The sequence below is a fragment of the Paenibacillus sp. FSL E2-0190 genome (assembly GCF_037992965.1).
Taxonomy (GTDB): Bacteria; Bacillota; Bacilli; order Paenibacillales; family Paenibacillaceae; genus Paenibacillus_AQ; species Paenibacillus_AQ odorifer.
Genome location: NZ_CP150306.1, coordinates 5,073,980 through 5,092,478, shown reverse-complemented (window position 1 = coordinate 5,092,478; position 18,499 = coordinate 5,073,980). Strand labels below are relative to the sequence as shown.

Below are 18,499 nucleotides of genomic sequence, written 5' to 3'. Positions count from 1 at the left end.
CGGGGCTTGCTGCTCTGTATTTTGAGAGCTGGTGGATGACTATTGTGAGAGCAGGCATGGGTATAGGAATTTCTTTTTACAAGAAGGGATGGTTAGATGCTAGATATTAAATCCTTACAAGAATGTCCTCTTCGTCAAAATGAGCTTATTGAGTATGTCAAAAAACGGTGGCCAAAAGTACAACAAGTTGTGCTCCCCAATATACAAGAAAGTTTAATCTCAAAAGATGAGGAGTTCCCTTTTACATTTTTGCTGTTGAAACATGATGTAATCATCGGGTTTTATCAATTAATTGAGCAGGAATTTATAACTCGAAAAGATTTATCACCTTGGATTGCGCCATTGTTTATTGACGAAAGTAAGAGGGGCAAAGCACTAGGAGCCGTTTTGTTGGAGCATGCCAGAAAAATAGCTGGGCAACTAGGTTATGCAAAAGTCTACTTGGCGACGGATCATATTCTTTATTATGAGAAATATGGATTTAAGGAGATAGGTCTGGATAACTTCGAGTGGGGACGGCCCACCAAAATATATGAACATGACACTATTACATAAATGACCCAAATGGAAAGCAGGAGTTATCATGGAACATATCTTCGAATTAGCAAAAATAAAGAGTGAAGAAATAACGATACTCGAACTGCAGGATGCAATGGATAGAGGGGATGTTAGTTCTAGGGAACTTGTTATGTATTACATGTATCGGATAGCAACGTTTGACCAGAGTGGTCCCATGATAAACTCTATTATGGAAATGAATCCAGATGCGATTTATATTGCCGAGGCATTAGATCAGGAAAGGAAATTAAGCGGAGCACGAAGTCTTCTACATGGTGTGCCTGTATTATTGAAAGGAAATATTGAAACGAATGATAAAATGCATACAACTGCGGGCGCATTAGCTTTGGAAAACCATGTTAGCTCGAACGATGCTTTTCTTGTCCAAAAACTAAGGGATGCTGGGGCCATTATACTTGCAAAAACAAATATGACGGAATGGGCAAATGGGATGTCATCATCCATGTGAGCTGGGTATAGCTCAATAGGAGGACAAACCAAAAATCCATACGGTGATCATTTTCCGGGAGGTTCCAGTACGGGTTCTGCCGCTTCCGTTGCAGCCAACTTTTCAACAGTAGCCGTGGGGACAGAGACGTCTGGCTCTATTTTAAGTCCAGCTGTGCAAAACGCAATTGTTGGTTTAAAGCCAACTGTAGGTCTAATAAGTAGATCAGGCATAATTCCATGGTCATATTCTCAGGATACAGCTGGACCTATGGCAAGGAATGTGACAGATGTTGCGATCTTATTAAATGCGCTTACGGGAAAAGATGAAAGTGATCCTGCTACTTGGAAAAATGAATATTCTACTATGGACTACACAGCATTTTTGGATAAAGACGGATTAAATAAAGCGACCATAGGCGTTTTTAGAAATGCTCTACCTAAGAATTATTGTGACATGGGTGAATATGATGAACATTTATTTAATGATGCTGTGGCTAAATTAAAAGGTTCTGGAACCAACATAATAGAAGATATAGATATTCCATCGTTCCATAGAGAGTGGAAATATAACAAAATGAATCTTGAATTTAAGCATTCCGTTGAAAATTACTTATATAACCTTCCGGCTCAACTTCCTGTCCATAACCTAAATGAATTGATGGAATGGAACGAGCGGAATTCGGAAAAGGCTTTGAAATATGGACAAGATATGCTGAACTATCGATCACAGCTAGATAAACCGTTGAATCATTCGGAATATATAGTAGAGTCTATCTCTGACTTATATTATTCGCAAAATATGGGGATCGATCATGCTTTAGAAAAGTATGGATTGGATGCAATCCTGTTTCCTGCTTATGTCGGAGCTGATTTAAGTGCTAGAGCAGGTTATCCAACTATAGCAGTGCCCGCAGGCTTTCAAGAGAATGGAAGAGCCTTTGGGATCACATTTGCAGGAACGGCATTTAGTGAACCGACACTCATTCGGATTGCATTTGCATTCGAACAACAAACGAAACACAGGAAAATGCCGGCTCTAAAGAAATGAAAGATGAATTGAAAATTAGAAAAAGGTGCATTTACAAACGAACGTACGTTTGCTAATATGTTAATGTGGATAAAAATACCAAAGTGGAGAAAAAAGCGTTTGAGATTAGCAATCCATAAGAAATAAACCAAGTAGAAATCTGCTAAAATGTAGTTAATGTCTAATGTAGATACCCCTCATGAATAAAGGAGAACTGAAAATGAGAAAACTCGTTCTATTTCTTCACGCATCGCTTGACGGTTTTGTAGAAGGGCCGAATGGTGAGATGGACATTGGCTGGGTTTCCTACGATGCTGATTTGGAGAACCATGCGAAAGAAATTCTGAGTACTGCCGACACTGTCATTTGGGGACGCGGGACTTATCAGATGATGCACAGTTACTGGCCATCAGTCCCTTCGAACCCATCAGCTTCGCAGTATGAGCGGAATCATGCCGAGTGGATCGAAAAGACAGCCAAAATCGTTTTTTCCACGACGCTGGAGAAAGTCGAATGGAATAATTCCAGACTTGTGAAGGAAGCTGTCGAGGAAGAGATCAATAACCTCAAACAGCAGCCCGGCAAGGATATGGTCATCCTCGGCAGTCCTAGATTCGCACACCACCTTATGCAGCTTGATTTAATTGATGAGTATAAAATTACGGTTTCTCCCGTCCTGATCGGTAAGGGATTGCCATTATTCCAAGGTCTCAAGGAGAAGAGAAATCTTAAGCTAATTGAAAACAAGACCTTTGATTCTGGAGCCATAGGTCTCGTTTACCAGACGGTAAGATGACTTTTCACTTAAGGTGATTACGCTCACGTGGAACGTTAATGGAACGACAACAGCGGCAGTCTAAGACTTTATTTATCAAGTCTTGGTCCGCCGCTGCTTCTTTTAATGGATCCAGTCTAATACTTTATTTCTACCAAACACTAATCAGATGTTGGTTCTTTCATAAACCATGAAATATGGGTGCATCGCTTACAAATAAGGATGGCAGCGTTTTTGTTCGCCCAGTCAAAGCCTAAAAATGATGCGCCGCTTGTGTTAAGCAGTTTATAATCCAGATCAAAAGTATCGTTTTGACAGCAAGGACAGATTATTGGTGCGCCTGCAGCACTGTATCTCATTTTAAAAACCTCCTGTGGATTTGTATAATACTTTAACGTATTTGAGGTTATTCAGGTTTCGTGCACTTGAACTTACTAGTTAATTTGGGGTGAAGTTATGTATAGCTGGAAAAAAGCTTTGTCAAAGGTATGTGAACTTTATTTTTCATCCAAAATGAATTCGAATTTAGAATGGATCTTGGTTGGCTCGGTCGGTTCGGTTCTTCAGGGCTGTGAAATGACCCCAGGAGACGTTGATATTTATACAAGGAATAAGGAAGGGATTGACCAATTTGCAGAACTTCTTAAAGGATTTTCCCTTTTGGATAAATGTGAATTTCCTCATGGGGATAACTGGTTATCTTCTTTAGAAGAACCTACATTCACTCAAACCTTTTCTTCGGGATTTTCTTGGACAAAAGGGAGTTGGATAATCGATGGATTTAAGGTGGAGGTTGTTCATATTTCCAATTCAGCTGGAATTCCTGATTCTATGGATGGTGATGGGATATGGGAAGGTGGACAATTCATTTGGAGCCATTTCAAAAACGTGGAGATCGGACCGTATACTATTCCTACGGTTCCGCTAGAAATACAGTTGGAATCTAATTTAAGACGAAAAAGATCAGATAGGACACAAGCGATTATCGCTGCATTACAAAAAAATGGCTATGATAAAGAACTAATCGATAAAGCCTTATCAAAGGAACACTTATCTTATTTTTATTCCCAAATTGGTTAGGCTGAGAAGGCGAGGGACTGATTTTGACCCATAATATTATTGAATACTGTTTAAAAAAGAACGGAGCAACAAAGGACTATCCTTTCGGATTCGATCCATTGGTGATTAAGATTGCCGGTAAAATGTTCGCGCTTATTTTTGAGAATAAGGGGAATTATGCTTACATAAATCTAAAATGTGATCCGGTGATTGCAGGGAACTTGCGAGAGCAGCATGAGAGCGTTCGGCCAGGATACCACATGAACAAAAAACACTGGAATACGATTGTTTTGGATGGCTCCTTACCAGAGTCGGATATCTATTTAATGATTGATCACTCTTACGATAGGGTTGTCAAAAATCTCCCTAAAGTCCTCCGACAAACGATATACTGAATGTGGCATTAATTTGTCGTTTAAATGGTAATGGACTGGTATAATATGGTTTATAATCATGGAAAGGAGTTGTTTTTATGTCTGACTTTTTTAATTCAGGACCTAATCCCAATATGACGGACCCTGGAGGCCATAAAGCAAACCATGATGTAAATGCGCAAAAATATCATACTGAAGGCGTTCCTGGATTTTGGAGCGAGGTAACCAATCTGTTGATCGTTGTGGTTATAATTGCCGTCATTTTTTTAGTTATAAGGTTTGTTTTATGATTACCCTGGTTTAGAGTGAAGATATTGACTTTTAGGAGGCGGTTCCATTGGTAACTATCATTAAGTGGACAGAATTTAGAAGGATAACGCCTACTCGTCCATAAACTGCGTATTTCCTTCTTAATGAGGGTACTGGATGCAAGAATATAACATTAGTACAATGAGTGACTTTTCAAAGCATTACATTGACCAAATCCGAATATTAGAACACCTTTGCAAGACGTCCGACAAGTCAAGTTTGAGGGTGGGTGTAGAAAGCCTTAAGGAGATAGACGGAGATGAGGCATTCTTGTGCCACATCAGATATGCAAATGCAAGGCATACAAACTTGCCGTTTTAGGATACCTTCTAATTCTGAATCAGGGATGGATTATATCCGGTATTTAGGGGCAAGTGCTGCACCGTCTGAATTCCTCATGGTTTTTAATCGGGCACAAATCGCTGGATCAAGCCACTCCGGTTTAGTTGTGCGATTGGAAGAAGATCTGGATTTAGAGTTCATGGTTAAATGTTCATCACAAGCCTTTGGTGATTCAGAGTCCTGGACTAGGAATTATTTAACTCGTACAAGAGAACCGGCACGGATTACTTACATTGCTGTGGACAACATGATTCCGGTTGGGATGATCAGAGTCAATGATTTAGATACAAATACTGCGGTTATACATGATTTTTGTGTGCTTCCTTCGTGTCAAGGCAGAGGATACGGTCGTGAAATTCTTTCAGAGGTAGTTAAAATCTTGCGAGATCAGAGGAATACTCAGATTCGTCTTAGCGTGGTCACTCAAAATAGAAATGCATTATCCCTCTATCAGTCGGTTGGGTTCGAGGTTACTGCGGAGTTTAATTACTATGTAATATCCGTCGATATGATTTGTTAAAGAAGAGGCGCTACTCATGCGCCTCTTTCTTTTTTGGCATGCCCTTCTAATTATCACGCTGAATCTAGCTATAGTTAATACTTATAACCTGCCATAGCGCATTGGTAGATCGGTATAGTCAGTCGGTTATGCTATATTAATTCTAATAATTTGTTTACGAGGAGATTAATATATGAGCATTCAGACCAAACCCCAAAAACGAACCGTTACTCCATTTCGATATGATATCGTGGGCAGCTTCCTGCGCCCCCAAGCGTTGAAAGAGGCTAGATTAAAATTCAAGAATGGTGAAATTACTGCCGAGCAGTTGAAGGAAGTAGAGAACGACGAAATCGTTAAGCTCGTGCAGAAACAAAAAGAGGTGGGTCTTCAAGCGGTAACCGATGGTGAATTCCGCCGCTCTTGGTGGCACCTCGACTTCTTCTGGGGACTTGACGGTGTAGATCGGACAATTATTGACCAAGGTTACCAATTTAACGGTGCAGAGTCCAGACCAGAAACAGCCCGACTGACCGGGAAAATAAGCTACAGCAGCCATCCTTTTGTTTCGCATTATCAATTTTTAAAAGATGCTGCTGGTGAGGACGTTGTTGCGCGTCAATCGATTCCTGCGGCTGCACAATTCCTGTTCGAGCTAGATCGGGCGGAAAACAAGGAGAGCACAAATGAATTATACCCGAATCGCGAAGAGCTTATCTCGGATATTGCCAAAGCATACAAAGCATCGATTCTTGCCTTCTATGCAGCGGGCTGCCGCAGTATTCAAATCGACGATTGTACGTGGGGAGCGCTTTGCGACGAACAGTTTATAGCGTTTATGAATCAGATTGGCGTGAACGTAGCTGAATATGCAAGCGAACTTGCAAAATTGAATGAGGAAGTTGTAACCGATCTGCCGGAAGATCTTGTTGTAACGACCCATGTATGCCGGGGCAATTATGTTTCGACTTATGCTGGAGTAGGTGGAGGCTACGAGCCTATCGCGCAAACGCTTCTTAATATCAATAACTACTCGGGTTATTATCTGGAGTTTGATACCGAACGTGCAGGCGACTTCAAGCCATTGCGCTTCTTGAAAGACAATCAGCAGGTTGTGTTAGGTCTGTTCTCATCCAAATTTGGTGAGCTTGAAAGCAAGGAGGATATTCTGAAGCGTATTGAGGAAGCGAAGCAATATGTTGATCTAAACCGGATTTGCCTTAGCCCGCAATGTGGCTTTGCTTCCACGGAAGAAGGCAACCACCTGACTGAAGAGCAACAATGGCGTAAGCTTGCTTATATTAAAGAAATTGCTGAAGAGATCTGGAACTAACTTTAATTAAAAATAGACAGAGATAAAGATAATGCACCTTTAGCCATTCGGATGTTTATCCGTACGGTTAAAGGTGCATTTTGTTCTACAGTGAAATACCGATATACTTGGCCAATTCTATCTATACCGTGACGGGGGATTAGGGAAAACCTCCCTAATAAAAGCCGATAATTGCTCTAAATGAATGAAATTAAGGAATAACTCCCTAAAAACAGAGCAATATCAAGATTTACCGCCAAATCAGTCGAATTTCAGGGAGGAATTCCTTGATTATCTCCAGGGCGAGCATATGATTGAGCTTTACGGAGTTTTTGTGCCACGCTCAATATAAAAGAAATCACCCCCGTTTAATAAACGGGGGTGATTTAGCCTAAGAAGTAAGAGTGGCAGCTTTTAATTGTCTTTAGAGTGTCTTTCGCCAACCTGGAATTCATCGGCATGTTCAAACATATATTTCACGGTCAGAGGGTCTTGACCAGTAAGTTGTTTGAAGTCGTCCGTATAAACATCCATTTTTCCTTCACGAATAGCTTGTCCGAAAGTAACCATACCTTCTGAAGAAAAGGGTGCTTCGGAGCCTTCTTTAAATGCACCATCGGTGGTTCTAGGCACGCCCATTGCTTCGAATACGGCATAATTTTCTTCATCCGTATTTTCTTTGTAGGTGATATGATTGCCCGTTACTTCGTTACCAATCTTAATGAAGTCGGTAATTGTCATCAATTCAAGCCCGTTGATATTTAGAATCGCTTCCTGATAGTTATTGGAGGCTAGGGCATACGCAACGGCTTTTGCGCAATCCTTCCGCGAGATATAAGCCATTTTACCGTCACCTTGATTGTTTGTTAATACCCCGTCACCCTTCACATACGTAAAGTAATTGGTTATCATGGCTTCCGCGTATTGGGAATTCCGAAGGAAGATATAGTCTAACCCAACGCTTTGAATATAACGTTCGGTATACACATGGTCAATTTTTTCTACGCTTGGATTGCTTTCATCGGCTGCGTTGACCAAAGAAGTATAAATGATCTGTTTGACTCCAGCTTCTTTTGCAGCATCAACCACATTTTTTTGTGCATTTTGACGTTTCTCTCCAACAAAAGGCATGGAGATTAGAGCGAGTTTATCGGCATGAGCAAAAGCTTCGGCAAGGCCTTCCTTGTTATTAAAGTTGGTCACATGTGTTTCAATCCCTTGTTCCGCATATTCTTTCAAACATGCCGGATCGTAAGCGCAAAAAATGATTTGGTCTTTATCTACCAGCTCCAACAAGTATTCCGCAGCTTGCTTCCCTAGATTTCCATCGACACCAGTCAACAATAATTTACCCATGATCGTTGTCACTCCTTGTGGATATGATTTATACCCTTATATTATGTGAAAAAAAGAACATAGTCTAACACATAAAACTTATGGTCGATTGCTAAATCCAATTTGGATTTGTTGCAGGAAGGAGGGCAAGGCCGGGTTTGTATTATTTTTGAGATAACCTGCTTCGATTGCAAAGGTATGGTGTGAATCATCTAAAGGAATTAGCCGGACTTCATCTTGAAGATAAGCGAGCTGATAGTTATCCGGGAAAAAGCCAATCAAATTCTCCGTGATGATATAAAACAATTCTGTCTCCACATCGTCTGCGGTTCGAAGAATATTCGGCTGATAGCCGTCTTCAATTGCATGCTGGATCATTAGATGATAAGAGTTTCCAATAGCTGTTGGATTCAGCATGACTAGGGGATGTTCATATAACTCCTCTTTGGCGATCGATTCATGATGAAAGAGAGGATGGTGATGACTCACAGCCGCACAATAACGTCCCTTATATAAGGGATAGGTTACAATGTCCTCTTTTCCCTGAAACTCGGAATCAAAGGCAATAGCCACGTCGTAAATCCCTTTTAGCAAGTATTCTGCAATATCTTTTAGCAATACTTTATTCAGTTCCAGCTTAATATTCGGATGATGATCCTGAAACGAGGGAATCAATTTCAACAAACTTTGGATATCCGTCATCGCCGCATATTCGATACTCAGGGATTGCGTATTATACTTTTGAAAGTTTTCCATGCTCAGCTTCATATGGTTATATTGCTTCCAGAGGATGAGAGCTTCGCCATAGAAAAGCCATCCGGCTTTGCTTGGCTCGATAGGGATCTGCTTTCTGTCAATTAATTGAATGTTGAATTCCTCTTCAAGCGCGGCGATTTGTTGACTAATGGTGGTCTGCGATACATAGTTCTTTTTAGCTGTTTCCGTAAAATTTCTGCATTCCACGAGATCGATAAAATATTTAATCCTTCTTATGTTCATAGTATCCTCCGCCTGCCGCTGTTTGCTTTTATTATAACCCAGAAAGTAAAAAAGAGAGCCTCGTTTAGAGACTCCCTTTGTTGTACTACTCTTATTTTGTATAGTTATCGAAATAACCTTGGATATAAATCATTGGTGTTCCTTTATCGCCACTACCAGAAGTCAAATCAGATAATGATCCAATCAGGTCAGTTAATCTACGAGGTGTAGTCCCTTGGGCTTCCATCGCACCAACTAGATCATCATTTTTATTCTGGATGTATTTAGAAATGGCTTGTTTTAACTCTTCACCACGAAGATGAGAGAAGTTGTTATCGGCCAAGTATTTCAATTTTACTTCATTTGGTGTTCCATCAAGTCCGGCAGTGTAAGCAGGGGAGACAACTGGATCTGCGAGCTCCCAGATTTTTCCAACTGGATCTTTGAATGCTCCATCGCCATAAACCATAACTTCTACAGTTTTACCTGTAATTTCTTTGATTTTTGCTTGGATACCATCCACGATAGGCTGGCAGTTGTTTGGAAATAGCTTTACACTTTCTTCTGTAGCTTTGTTTGATCCTAGCAGACCATAAGCTTCGTTAAAGCCGCTGCCATCGATTGATTGTGTAAGAATATCATCCAAACCAAATACTTTTTCAGCTCCATTGTTTGTGAGAATGCGTTTGGTTCTGAAGCGAGTGTGAATATCGCAAGTTAATACATTTTTTGTATAGTTTAAAATGGTTTTTGGGTTGTTGGAGAAGATGACTTCACAAGCCACACCTTCAGCTTCAATTAAACCTTTATAATATTCAATATAGTCAACACCTGTGAATGGGTGCTTAATATAGCCGAAAAACTCACGGAACTGAGCTTCTGTTAATACATCTGTCCATGGATTGATACCTTTAGCATCTAGTTCGTCGATGTCTACAAGGTGGTTTCCTACTTCATCAGCTGGATAGCTTAACATTAGGACTACTTTTTGTGCCCCTTTGGCAATACCGCGTAAGCAGTTAGCAAACCGGTTACGGCTAAGGATTGGAAAAATGACCCCTACGGTTTCTTCGCCGAATTTCCCCTTTATATCAGCAGCAATATTGTCGATCGTTGCATAGTTTCCTTGTGCCCGAGCAACAATGGATTCAGTTACGGTCACAATGTCACGATCTTCGATCGAAAAACCCTCGACTGTTGCTGCATTCAATACCGTCTGAACTACGATTTCTTCAATGTTATCCCCATTGTTAATGATAGGTCCGCGAAGTCCACGTACAACTGTTCCAACTACTCTTTCCAATATGATCTCTCCTCTAATAAGGGTATACTCTATATTATTAAAATGGTTTTAAAGCCTATATTACTATACCCTTTTAGAGCGATATAAGTAAAATTAATGTTTATAATATCTAATATAAAAATGATTTATAGTTAAGGAGGATTACAATTGGCGCGTGTGTTATTTATTAATGGTGGATCAGAGGGACATATTAATCCCACGATTGGCGTTGTGGAAGAGCTTATTTCTCGTGGCGAAGAGGTAGTGTACTTTTGTATAGAAGCTTATAGAGAACGTATGGAGATGACGGGGGCTACAGTACGAACATTTGACGATCAGAAATTTATACAAGCTTTTATCTCAGGTGGAAGAAATTATGTACTCGAAAGAATCAACGGTCTTTTACTTACGACAGATATAGTTATTCCAAGCGTTCTTGAACAGATCAAAGGGGAGCATTTTGATTACATCATCCATGATTCTATGTTTGGTTGTGGACGTTTGTTAGCTCAAATTCTTAGGCTTCCGGCCATTAGCTCCTGTACTTCTTTTGCGCAGACAAAAGCAGCATTCGATGAAATGTTAGAACAATTTTATACTACAGTTCCTGCAGAAGTAACTAATCCTATAAAGGATAAATTCCAAAGCTTGACGCAAATGGTGAAGGGCAAATATGATGTGGACATCGAATCCCCTTATGAAGTGTTTTGTAATCCTGCCCCACTTACTATCGTTTATACAACTAGGGAGTTTCAACCTGAGGGAGAAGCTTTCGACCCGTCTTATATCTTTGTAGGACCCTCCATCTCTTCACGATTAGCTCCAGAAAACTTCGACCTCATGGCAATTAAGGGGAAAAGTCTAATTTACATTTCACTCGGCACAGTTTTTAACCAAGCCATTGAATTCTATAAGCTTTGTTTTGAAGCATTGGGGAACACGGAGCACACTATTGTGATGTCAATTGGAGATAAAGTCCAAATCACGGATTTAGGGGAAATTCCGCAAAACTTTTTCGTGAAAAATTATGTTCCACAAACGGATATACTGCAATACACAAAGTTATTTATTACACATGGTGGAATGAACAGTATCAATGAAGGGCTTTATTACGGGGTTCCGCTTATTGTAATTCCACAAAGTGCGGATCAGCCAATAATTGCGGAGCAAGTCGTCCAAGTCGGAGCAGGTATTAAGTTACAAATGCAAAGTTTAACTGCAACTCAACTACGAGAAGCCGTAGATCATATATTAAGCAATTTATCTTATAAAAAAGCTGTCTCTAATATCAGTGAATCGTTTCGGAACTCGGGTGGGTATCGACGAGCTGTTGATGAGATTGTTCGGGGAGGGGGAGTCGTATGAACAAAATGGACCGGTTGTTAGCTATAGTGCTTGAACTGCAGCGTAACAAAATGTTACGGGCGGAGGATTTGGCTGCTACGTTTGAAACGAGCGTAAGAACGATCTATCGGGATATTCAGGCACTGAGTGAAGCGGGCGTTTCCATTATAGGAGCGCCAGGGCAGGGTTACTCCTTAATCGAGGGGTATTTCCTGCCACCCGTTAGTTTCACGCTGGACGAAGCAGTGACATTGCTTATCGGAACTGATTTTATCGAGCAGCGGTTTGATGCACACTATGGTAATAAGGCTAGAAGTTCTAAAGCAAAGATAGAAGCCATCCTGCCGGAAGCTATCCGCAGTGAAGCATCACAGATTCGCAAAAGTTTTCGTTTATTTGCATCCGCAGAAGATATAGCACCCATACAAGAGAAGGCATGTTTGGAAGCCATTCGTGGAGCGATATTGGAGGGAAGGAAAATAAGATTTCGTTATTCCAAAAGAATCGCCGAAGCCGATGGGAACCGTCAAAGTATTCGTACGGTTGCTCCTTATGGACTTGTGCTTCATCACGGGTCATGGGTACTCATCGCCTGGTGTGAATTGCGTCAAGACATCCGTCATTTCCGGTTATCCCGAATGAGGGAGCTTATTAATCTGGAAGATGAATTTATACTGCCAGCAGATTTTCATCTGGAGGTATACCAACCTCCTGATGATCGCAACGTTCATGTGCTTATCTTAGTCCAAGCTGACATAGCCGATAAGGTAAGGGAATCAAATAATTTCTATATGGAAACTATTGAGGAGCATGCGGAGGGGGTACTTGTTACTTTTCGCGTTCGCGAGCCAGGGGAATTGCTGCAATGGGTGCTTGGCTGGGGAGGCGGTATGGTTGTGCTGGAGCCCGAATCTTTCCGTGATCAGGTTAGAAATGAAATAGAAATAATGTTAAAACGCTACTGACATAACGCTGTCAGTAGCGTTTTTGTATACTTGGACCATCAATGACTACAGGAGCTGATATATGATGATTACAACAAAAGAAGTCTTACAACGATTTGAAGAAACTGCGACATACTATATTCAAGAATTGGAGCGATTCAATCTGGAGCAGTTGAAGCAAAAGCCGAGTGAAAACGCCTGGTCCATCGGACAGATGTTTCAGCATCTCATTAACTCGGCGCTGTATATGCAGCTTCGTAATATTGATCAATGCCTTGTGCTAGACCAAGATCCCTTAGTAGCTCATGTGGGGAAAACTGAGGATGGTGCGGCTATATTTGCGCAAGGAAGCTTTCCGCCCATTCGTATTCAGGTTCCGCCTTCCGCCCAATATACGCCGGAGCAGCCGGAGAGCAAAGAACAATTAATTCAAGGGTTACGTACAGTCATTCAAAGAATGAGAGAGATCGAACCCTCTCTTGAAAAAGCGTCCAAACAAAATACCGTATCTCACCCGCGATTCGGTGGACTATGCGCGGAGGAATGGTTCCTACTTATTGAAATGCACTATCGTCATCATCTTCTGCAGCTGGAGCGGTTAAACAAAGAGTTGTTGTTTAATTCCATATTTGCACCTAAAGAAGGGTTCATCAATAACATTCAGGTTGTGAAAGGATCATAAAAAGAGTTGGAATGGTCTTAATTTCCTGAACCAAGCGTGGCCTGAACGTGATTCTTATATTCACTAGGATTAACACCAAAGTGTTTTTTGAATAACCGGGTGAAATAAAATTGATCGTGTATACCGATTTGCGTGGAAATTTCTTTAATGTATGGATTCCCTTTAAGTATTAATTCTGCGGCTTTTTCCATTTTCACAGTATTAATGTAGTGAATGATGCTTTGCCCCACTTCTTCTTTGAAGATTCTGGACAGATAGTTCTCACTTAAGTTGACATGCTTGGCAATCAGAGATAAGGTCAGCTTCTTCTGATAATGTGTGTTGATATAGTCAATCGCTTGTTTAACATCTCTATTGTGTGTAGTTACGATCTGTTGCTTTTGATGGGAGAATAGTTGGAACACAAGCTCCATTATAGATAGAACGTCAGTGGTACGTTTACTGCTGGCGATATTTTCTATATAGGTCTTCAAAAGCTTCGGATCCTCGACAATGAGATGAGCATCGCATAAGGGAAGATAATGCAGACAATTTACGATGAACTTTTTGGTTTCAGCAGGATTAATTTGCTTGGATTTACAGATGTCGAGAAATTGCTGAGTTGCTTGATTAACGGCTTCAACCCCTGAAAGCTTCCAGTTCTGAATTAATTGCGTCGAGAAATCATGTACATCCTCGAAGTCCAGCGTATCCTTTAAATGAACATCCTTTGGATCTATAATCGTTATTTCGTTGTAAAATTGGATTTGCAAGGATTCTTTACATCGCTCTAGGGTTCGTTTTGCTTCAGCATATCCCCGTACAGGATCAGAAAAAACAATAGTAGGGGTGATAGAAATATACATTTTGATTAACCGAATGACCCTCTGGATAAAGTCTGTGCGGATAATTTGATGATCGTCTAAGGTATCACAGGAGATTAGAAGCAGCAGCCCATTAGATTCTAGCTGAATAATTTCTAACTGATCTACGGTCTCCAAGATATCCAAGATGATGTTTTCAATAAAGGATACGGAGATATGATTTTGTCTTTCGTTTTGGGTCGCGTTATTCTGCTCAAAAGTAATGTAGAATAAATAACAGCTGCTTTCGCTGAAAGCGAAACTTATAGCATCATGCTGATCAAGCTGCTGCACATCGTAATAAGGATCGGTGAAATAATCTTTTAGCAGCGCATTTTTCACGCTTTTTAAATTGTGCTGCAATAACTGTGTTTGGGTCTCCTGCTGCTGCCTAGATTGAAGCTGCTCTTGAATTAGCTTCGTAGATTTCTCCAGCAAATGGATCAAATCCTCCGTTTTCATACTAATCTTCAGCATATAATCTATAGCCCCAATCACTAAGGCTTCACGAACTAACTCATACTCCCCGTGGTTGCTCGCCACCAGAATTTTTCCTGCAAACCCTCTGTTATTCAGTTCTTTTATCAGCTGCAGACCATCCATATTAGGCATTTTGAGATCTGTAATGATGATATGGGGATTAAACTTGTCTACAAGTGTTAAGGCTTCCACTCCGTCAGAGGCAGTAGCACAGATCATGTATCCAAGCTCTTCCCATGGAATCATGGTTCTGAGCGCGACTTTAACAATAGGTTCGTCATCCACTAGCATTACATTATACATAGGATACATAGTATCACCCCTTAAGTTCGTATGTTTGTTTAGGGATAATTAGGCGGCAGCAGGTTCCATGACCCATTGAGCTTGTGATGAACAGCCCGTAACTCTCACCGTATTGAAGTTTAATGCGATCGGCCACATTTGAAATTCCGATACCCGACAGATTGTCAGCTTTTTCAGATTTGGTGGTGTCAAACCCTTTTCCGTTATCGATGATCTCAATAATAAGGGTGTATTCATTTTTTGCGTATACCTTAATTTGGATTAGAACTTTTCCTCCTATATCTGTAACTCCATGAAGAATCGCGTTCTCTGCGATCGGCTGCAGGATGAGCTTGGGGATCATGCTCTGTAATAAAGACTCATCCAAGTCATATTCAATGTCAAACCTGTCGGCATAACGTATTTTTTGAATGGCAAAATAATGATCCAGATTGTTCAGCTCCTGCTTGATGGTGATTTGCTCATCTTGATCGATAATGGTACTACGCAGCAATTCAGCTAGTGAGGAGATGCCGTCGCTAAGGACGGGAACCTGGTTAATCATCGCCAGCCATCGTAAGGAGTTAAGTGTATTAAAAAGAAAGTGAGGATTAATCTGCGATTGCAGCATTTGCAATTCGAGCGAACGTCTTCTTTTCAGATCTTTCTTTTGATCCTTCATCAGCTGTTCCATTCTACTGACCATGCTGTTAATTCTATTGGCCAACACGCCCATTTCATCGTTGCTGTGATCTTCGATCCGGCTCGATAGATCACCATAAAAAATTTGATTGCAGAAGACGATGATTTGTTTGATTGGTTTCAGGATGCTTTTATACAATACGATAATAATTAGAATACACACGACTACAATGATGCTGACAACAATAAGTAGTCCAGTGGTGATTTTACTTGTCTCTGAATTGATATAAGAGAAGGGCACGGTAGAAATCATGTACCAGCCTAATTGATTATTGTTAATATAGGAGATTTGCTGCATTTTGCCATTGACCATGCCTTGGAAGGAATGGTTTTTCTTTGCCTCTTGTGTCTTGATTTGCTTAAAAAGTTCATCTTTATAATAGGGTTCTCCTAGCGGAGTATCCTTTTGATTCGAGGACATTACTTTTCCCTCCCTATTCATAATAAGGAGACTGGAACCTGTACCTAAATCCACACTGGAAAGAATGACTTTTGAAAATAACTCCCCACCAATAAAAACAAACACATGACCTAAGGGAACGCCAATGTCATCTTGATCAAAAATTTTCCGGCCCAGGACAATGGTATTGTAAGCGCGATAGCTTTTTGCGTAGTTAAGACTGTCATAAGGGGCATTGAGCTCTACTTGTTTCATAATTTCTTCATACTTAGGATTGGGGATGCCATCGTAGCCTAATTCATAAATAGGTTGGTTCTTGGCGTCGATGACCCGAACGTTCTGGACATATCCGGGGTAGATGGTTCTATATAAATTGTCCATGGCATGATTAATGGCAGCATTGCTAGGAGCGGGTTCATTTGGTGCTGCCGATAAACGCTCCTGAATAATACTATTGGTAGAAACAGAGCCTGCAAGATATTGATAGTTGTTAAGTTCACTTAACATCGTTCGATTAAGCAGTGTTAAAGCCTGAAATGTGGATTTACTTAATTTATTGTTAATAGATTTGGAGTAAATGGTGTAGGAGTAGAAACCTATAAAGATGATTGGGATCACGGATACGATTAAGAAAATGACGGTTAAGCGATTTTGAATTTTAACCTTGCGCATGATTTGCGGAGGATTAGGAAAATGCAGCTTCCCTTTGCGTCGACTCAGGTGGATGACCTCCCATTCACTATCTTTTACTTACAAGTTAACATAAAAAGAACTATGGAATATATATGCAGCGGCGAAAAGTGAGAATAATCTATGGAATGGATAATATTATCCATTCCGTTAACGGCTAAGTTTACAGGTTATGTGACCCTGATGAATAAGCTTGTACGAGCTCGCATTGGAAGATGGATAAGATAATACATAGGTAGGTTTGTATTGTAAATGTAAATATAGCGTAAATCCTTCTATACTTAGATTATTAAAAAAGCGTTTACAAGAATATCTTAAGGAGGGCGTTTATGAAAAAGACTATGAGTACATTATTGGCAGTAATGCTGCTAGGTGTGGGGTTGCTCGGCTGTGGGAACAGCAATAATAAACCTGCTGCCTCGAATGAATCTGATTCAACGAAAGCTGCGGGCACCGCGCAAGCTACAAGTACAACGAACGCCGGGAAGACTAAAGAAGAACCTGCTAAAGATTTTGATAACAAGGAACTTAGCATTGCTGTATTCCAAGGGGGATATGGTGCGGATTATTGGAATGAAATTGTCAGCAAATTCGAAAGTGCTTATCCAGGTGTGAAAGTGAACATGACGATTAATCCTAAAGTTGGTGAAGTAATCCGGCCGCAGATTGTTGCGGGTAATCCTCCCGACTTCCTATCCGTTACAGATACAGAGCAAAGTGGCATCGTGCTTTCACTGATTAAAGAAAAAGGACTGCTAGATATCAGCGATGTATTTGAAAGCAAAGCGCTTGATAAAGAGGAGACGCTTAAGGATATGATTCTACCGGGGATGCTGGACAGTACAAGATTTCAGCCCTATCAAGATGGAAAGACGTATCTCGCACCTTTTAATGCTGGACCGATGGGCTTGATTTACAATAAAACACTGTTCACAGAAAAAGGCTGGAGTGTTCCTGAGACTTGGGAGGAGTTCTTTGCTTTAGGGGATGAGCTGAACAAAGAGGAGAACTATCTGGTTAATGCAGATGGAACCAAAACGAAGCGGGCTTTATTCACTTACCAAGGCATCTATCCGGATTATTTGGAGGAAATTCTCTACCCGGCCATTGCGAGTGCGGGGGGAAAAGAAACGCTGGATAAAGTCTTTGCTTATGAGGAAGGTTCATTTAAGAACGACACGATCAAAAAAGTACTGGATATTTTCTATAAAATCTCTAAAGACGGTTATCTGATGGACGGCACGGTTGCCTTGAACCATACACAGTCGCAGACCGATATGATGATGGGTAAAGCTTTGTTTATCGTAAACGGGAACTGGATGGAAAATGAAATGAAGGATTCACCTAGAGAAAATGGATTTGAATTTGGGATGACAACAGTACCTGTGTTCAATAAAGGCGATCAGAAGTATGTGCTTTCCAGCTACGAGCAATTCTCCATCCCTGCTAAGGCCAAAAATCCTGAGCTCGCTAAGGAATTCTTAAAGTTCCTGTATACCGATGAATCTGTAAAACTATTTGCGGAAAAAGCGAATGGGGCGTATGCGCTTAACGATGCGAAGGAGCTGTCTAAGCCATTTTTGACTAAAGGTGTCTATGACATGTTTGAGGCTTATAATGGTTCCATTTCTATTTTACAGGGCTGGCAATCGTTACCGAAGGGTTCCAAGGTTAGTGTAGTCACTGAAATGTTCAAGAATACGGTCACACCAGTGATGACAGGCCAAATGACCACAGATCAATGGATGGATAATGTGGAAAAAGCTTTTGCACAGATTCGTAAAGAGAAAGCGGCTAGTAAATAATCTATAGTATCTCATGCAAATGCATCCT

At 40.7% G+C, this 18,499-nt stretch carries 17 protein-coding genes and 1 pseudogene; 12 read left to right on the top strand and 6 right to left on the bottom strand.

The window, feature by feature from the left end; genetic code table 11:
* Positions 1–96: 96 nt before the first annotated feature.
* The 3 genes and pseudogenes from NST25_RS22560 to NST25_RS22550 all read left to right on the top strand — a co-directional run bounded on the left by NST25_RS22560 (position 97) and on the right by NST25_RS22550 (position 2,831).
* Positions 97–555, top strand: coding sequence for a GNAT family N-acetyltransferase (locus tag NST25_RS22560; protein ID WP_340392517.1), 459 nt, complete (start codon positions 97–99; stop codon positions 553–555).
* A 28-nt stretch (positions 556–583) separates the two neighbouring features.
* Positions 584–2,056, top strand: a pseudogene (locus NST25_RS22555) (amidase family protein).
* A 199-nt stretch (positions 2,057–2,255) separates the two neighbouring features.
* Positions 2,256–2,831 (top strand): dihydrofolate reductase family protein, encoded by a 576-nt coding sequence (locus NST25_RS22550; protein ID WP_076184220.1) that lies wholly within the window; start codon positions 2,256–2,258, stop codon positions 2,829–2,831.
* Positions 2,832–2,971: 140 nt separating this feature from the next.
* On the opposite strand, the gene NST25_RS22545 is transcribed toward NST25_RS22550, so the two are convergent.
* Positions 2,972–3,169: a hypothetical protein gene (locus NST25_RS22545; protein WP_076130220.1), complete on the bottom strand. Its 198-nt coding sequence runs from the start codon at positions 3,167–3,169 to the stop codon at positions 2,972–2,974.
* A gap of 97 nt (positions 3,170–3,266) precedes the next feature.
* Between NST25_RS22545 and NST25_RS22540 the strand changes: the two genes are divergently transcribed.
* From NST25_RS22540 to NST25_RS22520, 5 genes are all read left to right on the top strand, one after another.
* The gene (locus tag NST25_RS22540) at positions 3,267–3,890 is read left to right on the top strand and encodes a hypothetical protein (protein ID WP_076130221.1); all 624 of its coding nucleotides are present in this window, start codon (positions 3,267–3,269) and stop codon (positions 3,888–3,890) included.
* Between the two features lie 23 nt (positions 3,891–3,913).
* Positions 3,914–4,264, top strand: a complete 351-nt coding sequence (locus tag NST25_RS22535) for an MmcQ/YjbR family DNA-binding protein (RefSeq protein WP_340392516.1) — start codon at positions 3,914–3,916, stop codon at positions 4,262–4,264.
* Between the two features lie 77 nt (positions 4,265–4,341).
* Positions 4,342–4,533: a hypothetical protein gene (locus tag NST25_RS22530; RefSeq protein ID WP_339281257.1), complete on the top strand. Its 192-nt coding sequence runs from the start codon at positions 4,342–4,344 to the stop codon at positions 4,531–4,533.
* 278 nt (positions 4,534–4,811) lie between these two features.
* Positions 4,812–5,414 carry a GNAT family N-acetyltransferase gene (locus tag NST25_RS22525; RefSeq protein WP_340392515.1) on the top strand — a complete coding sequence of 201 codons (603 nt, stop codon included), beginning with the start codon at positions 4,812–4,814 and terminating at the stop codon, positions 5,412–5,414.
* A gap of 172 nt (positions 5,415–5,586) precedes the next feature.
* Positions 5,587–6,726, top strand: a complete 1,140-nt coding sequence (locus NST25_RS22520) for a 5-methyltetrahydropteroyltriglutamate--homocysteine S-methyltransferase (RefSeq protein ID WP_340392514.1) — start codon at positions 5,587–5,589, stop codon at positions 6,724–6,726.
* Positions 6,727–7,119: 393 nt separating this feature from the next.
* Here NST25_RS22520 and NST25_RS22515 read toward each other — a convergent pair whose 3' ends face one another.
* The 3 genes from NST25_RS22515 to NST25_RS22505 all read right to left on the bottom strand — a co-directional run bounded on the left by NST25_RS22515 (position 7,120) and on the right by NST25_RS22505 (position 10,321).
* On the bottom strand, positions 7,120–8,061 hold the full coding sequence (locus NST25_RS22515) for an NAD(P)H-binding protein (RefSeq protein ID WP_076217959.1): 942 nt from the start codon (positions 8,059–8,061) through the stop codon (positions 7,120–7,122).
* Between the two features lie 78 nt (positions 8,062–8,139).
* Positions 8,140–9,039: a LysR family transcriptional regulator gene (locus NST25_RS22510; protein WP_076130226.1), complete on the bottom strand. Its 900-nt coding sequence runs from the start codon at positions 9,037–9,039 to the stop codon at positions 8,140–8,142.
* A 91-nt stretch (positions 9,040–9,130) separates the two neighbouring features.
* Positions 9,131–10,321 (bottom strand): coenzyme F420-0:L-glutamate ligase, encoded by a 1,191-nt coding sequence (locus tag NST25_RS22505; RefSeq protein WP_076130227.1) that lies wholly within the window; start codon positions 10,319–10,321, stop codon positions 9,131–9,133.
* 147 nt (positions 10,322–10,468) lie between these two features.
* On the opposite strand from NST25_RS22505, the gene NST25_RS22500 reads away from it, so the two are divergent.
* The 3 genes from NST25_RS22500 to NST25_RS22490 all read left to right on the top strand — a co-directional run bounded on the left by NST25_RS22500 (position 10,469) and on the right by NST25_RS22490 (position 13,270).
* Entirely contained in the window at positions 10,469–11,665 is a 1,197-nt protein-coding gene (locus tag NST25_RS22500; protein ID WP_340392513.1) for a macrolide family glycosyltransferase, read from the top strand.
* The gene (locus NST25_RS22495) at positions 11,662–12,609 is read left to right on the top strand and encodes a YafY family protein (RefSeq protein ID WP_076130229.1); all 948 of its coding nucleotides are present in this window, start codon (positions 11,662–11,664) and stop codon (positions 12,607–12,609) included. Before NST25_RS22500 ends, NST25_RS22495 begins: the two co-directional genes overlap by 4 nt.
* Positions 12,610–12,676: 67 nt before the next feature.
* Positions 12,677–13,270 (top strand): DinB family protein, encoded by a 594-nt coding sequence (locus NST25_RS22490; protein WP_076130254.1) that lies wholly within the window; start codon positions 12,677–12,679, stop codon positions 13,268–13,270.
* A gap of 17 nt (positions 13,271–13,287) precedes the next feature.
* Here NST25_RS22490 and NST25_RS22485 read toward each other — a convergent pair whose 3' ends face one another.
* Both NST25_RS22485 and NST25_RS22480 read right to left on the bottom strand, forming a co-directional pair.
* Positions 13,288–14,904, bottom strand: coding sequence for a response regulator (locus NST25_RS22485; protein ID WP_340392512.1), 1,617 nt, complete (start codon positions 14,902–14,904; stop codon positions 13,288–13,290).
* Positions 14,905–14,908: 4 nt separating this feature from the next.
* Positions 14,909–16,648, bottom strand: a complete 1,740-nt coding sequence (locus NST25_RS22480) for a sensor histidine kinase (protein WP_076130231.1) — start codon at positions 16,646–16,648, stop codon at positions 14,909–14,911.
* A 347-nt stretch (positions 16,649–16,995) separates the two neighbouring features.
* Here NST25_RS22480 and NST25_RS22475 point away from each other — a divergent pair, with 347 nt between their 5' ends.
* Entirely contained in the window at positions 16,996–18,471 is a 1,476-nt protein-coding gene (locus NST25_RS22475) for a carbohydrate ABC transporter substrate-binding protein (RefSeq protein WP_076302696.1), read from the top strand.
* Positions 18,472–18,499 lie beyond the last annotated feature (28 nt).

Bases quoted from the DNA above. Each gene is read 5' to 3' on its own strand.
- NST25_RS22560 (WP_340392517.1), top strand. From the start codon at position 97: ATGCTAGATATTAAATCCTTACAAGAATGTCCTCTTCGTCAAAATGAG.
- NST25_RS22550 (WP_076184220.1), top strand. From the start codon at position 2,256: ATGAGAAAACTCGTTCTATTTCTTCACGCATCGCTTGACGGTTTTGTA.
- NST25_RS22545 (WP_076130220.1), bottom strand. From the start codon at position 3,169: ATGAGATACAGTGCTGCAGGCGCACCAATAATCTGTCCTTGCTGTCAA.
- NST25_RS22540 (WP_076130221.1), top strand. From the start codon at position 3,267: ATGTATAGCTGGAAAAAAGCTTTGTCAAAGGTATGTGAACTTTATTTT.
- NST25_RS22530 (WP_339281257.1), top strand. From the start codon at position 4,342: ATGTCTGACTTTTTTAATTCAGGACCTAATCCCAATATGACGGACCCT.
- NST25_RS22525 (WP_340392515.1), top strand. From the start codon at position 4,812: ATGAGGCATTCTTGTGCCACATCAGATATGCAAATGCAAGGCATACAA.
- NST25_RS22520 (WP_340392514.1), top strand. From the start codon at position 5,587: ATGAGCATTCAGACCAAACCCCAAAAACGAACCGTTACTCCATTTCGA.
- NST25_RS22515 (WP_076217959.1), bottom strand. From the start codon at position 8,061: ATGGGTAAATTATTGTTGACTGGTGTCGATGGAAATCTAGGGAAGCAA.
- NST25_RS22510 (WP_076130226.1), bottom strand. From the start codon at position 9,039: ATGAACATAAGAAGGATTAAATATTTTATCGATCTCGTGGAATGCAGA.
- NST25_RS22495 (WP_076130229.1), top strand. From the start codon at position 11,662: ATGAACAAAATGGACCGGTTGTTAGCTATAGTGCTTGAACTGCAGCGT.
- NST25_RS22485 (WP_340392512.1), bottom strand. From the start codon at position 14,904: ATGTATCCTATGTATAATGTAATGCTAGTGGATGACGAACCTATTGTT.
- NST25_RS22480 (WP_076130231.1), bottom strand. From the start codon at position 16,648: ATGCGCAAGGTTAAAATTCAAAATCGCTTAACCGTCATTTTCTTAATC.
- NST25_RS22475 (WP_076302696.1), top strand. From the start codon at position 16,996: ATGAAAAAGACTATGAGTACATTATTGGCAGTAATGCTGCTAGGTGTG.